This window comes from Methanobrevibacter millerae (assembly GCF_900103415.1).
In the GTDB taxonomy this organism is placed as follows: domain Archaea; phylum Methanobacteriota; class Methanobacteria; order Methanobacteriales; family Methanobacteriaceae; genus Methanocatella; species Methanocatella millerae.
The window spans coordinates 1-2,229 of sequence record NZ_FMXB01000043.1; the positions used below are offsets into that span (position 1 = coordinate 1).

At 25.7% G+C, this 2,229-nt stretch carries 3 protein-coding genes; all 3 read left to right on the top strand.

Annotated features, from left to right (window positions below; all coding sequences use genetic code 11):
- Window positions 1-30 precede the first annotated feature (30 nt).
- Complete coding sequence (locus F3G70_RS12535; RefSeq protein ID WP_394349332.1) at window positions 31-129, top strand: CRISPR-associated endoribonuclease Cas6; 99 nt, start codon at window positions 31-33, stop codon at window positions 127-129.
- Window positions 130-138: 9 nt separating this feature from the next.
- Window positions 139-462 carry a hypothetical protein gene (locus tag F3G70_RS11880; protein WP_149732919.1) on the top strand — a complete coding sequence of 108 codons (324 nt, stop codon included), beginning with the start codon at window positions 139-141 and terminating at the stop codon, window positions 460-462.
- 1,234 nt (window positions 463-1,696) lie between these two features.
- The coding region (locus tag F3G70_RS11885) for a hypothetical protein (protein ID WP_149732920.1) at window positions 1,697-2,229 on the top strand (533 nt) is incomplete at its 3' end.

The window sequence follows — 2,229 nt, forward strand, 5'->3', positions numbered from 1 at the left end:
CTTTTCAAGGACTATTACTACAACATTGACATTGTCATGAAGGGAAGTCCCGAGCTTATTGCCTTTGCCTATGACGTTGGGCTTGGAAACAACAATCATCACGGATTTGGAATGCTGGATATATACTAGGTGTTTTAAATGAAAAATAATCATGATTCAAACAGATCCCTCCTTTACTATCTGATTTTGGGTTCGGTTGTCACCTTTCTTTTAATATTGTTTCCGATTTCATTTTTTTACATCAAGAACATGATTTTTCTTTTAGTGGTTTTGGGATCTTTGGTACTCTTTGCGGTTATTTTCAAGGGATTCAGGAATGAAAACAAAAAGACGTTAGATTTTTTTGAAAAGGATGCTTCTTGTGATGTTCTGTTTGCATCAACGATTGATTATGATGAGAAGAAGCTCTACAGTCTAAATGAATCTTGTGATGACGAATCTTCCAGATTGAAAAAGTTATAATGATTTTATATTTACAAAACTGATTTTAAATTTTATTTTTTCTATTTATCTTTAAATTGACCATATTTTTTAATTATAAAGTTATTTGAATTAATATCGATTATTAGCTATTCAAAACTATATTTTGGAATCATTGCATATATGTCCCATTTCATGATAAATTCACATGAACAGCAAATATACTGTTTCACTTGAATTTCATAACACTTTAATTTAAAAATAAGAAAAAAAATTTCGTATTTGCTGTTGAATTGTTCTTATACAAATACTGGTGAATAATCATTTATTAATTTAATTAAATTCGTTTGATTATCACAGTGTTATCGGACTAAGTATCATTTTTACGCCTCTTTCCTATAAGAATATTAATCTACTATCTAAAATGTAGTAAAATTCATCACAACATGGGTATCAGATTAACGAAAAAATAGGTTTTCAAAAAAAATTAATCTACTGACAAATTCTTTTTAAAATTTTAATCATGAACATGTTTTTTTATCATAATTTTTATTTTTTTAAATTTATTTTAAATTTTTTTTTTAACATATTTAATTAATCTCTTACTTTAATTTATTATTTTTTCTCATAAAAATAACATATACTCGTTAATATTTCTTTAATTTGAAAAATATCTACTAAAAAATGGTAAGTATTAAATATAATAACAATAAAACCTGTATTTATCAAAATATTTATTTAAACTTATTATTTTTTTAAATTATTTTGTTGTTAAAGAGGTGAAATATGGCAATTTTTAAAAGTATTTTCTATCAAAAAAATTTGTGAAACTGGGTGGGTTGAAAAAGATGTACTCAAATGTGGGTCTATGAATGCAATTGTCAAATATACATCTTTAATTGTTAGTTACCCTTAAATTCAAATGCATTTCAAAAATTGAAGATGCTTTATGATTTAATGAAATAAACTGATTAATTGAAAATTCAAGAACGAAAAAATGAATATTGTATATAACTTATATTACGGATTGAAGAATTTTACTATTGTTTGTAAAAAAATCAGAATCTATGGAAATCTTTATGCACTTTTACAAACAGTACATTTCATTAAATTTGGAGTAATATTGCTAATTTATTGGCTCAAGATTTATTTGTTAATATTTAAAGCAAATCTATTCTTAGAGGCTTTTTTTTTAAAATCTATTGAGGCAAAAATATCTTATAATTTTAATATTGGGGTATTATTTATAATTTATATTTAAAAATGGAGTTTTATTATGGAGAAAAAATTGTTTTTATACATACTGTTATTGTTGGTATTTTTATCTGCTACTTTGGGAGTAGTTAGTGCTAGCGAAAATATTACAGAATCAACATCTGAAATTTTAGGTGTTGGGGAGAATATTATTTTTGAAGACGAAGTTTTAAGCGCATCGGCAGATGTTAATGAAGAGTTGAATGATGAAGTTCTTTCAGCTGCTGCTGAAAATGATGATGTTCTTTCTGCTGGTGAGGGATCATTTAACGAATTACAATTATTGATTAATAGAGGATCTGGAACAATAAATCTAGATAAAAATTATAGATATCAGCCTGGAGATATTAAGACAGGTATAGTAATTTCAAAATCAATTATTATTAATGGTAACAATTTTACAATTGATGGTATGAACCAAGCAAAAATTTTTAAAATTAATTCAAATGGCGTTACATTGAAAGATTTGAATATCGTTAATGGATATTCAGAAAATGATGCGTATGGTGGTGCTGTAACTTGGGCAGGCCATAACGGAATTATAGAAAATTCCAG

Coding starts and splice junctions, on each gene's coding strand:
- F3G70_RS11880 (WP_149732919.1), top strand. CDS start 139: ATGAAAAATAATCATGATTCAAACAGATCCCTCCTTTACTATCTGATT.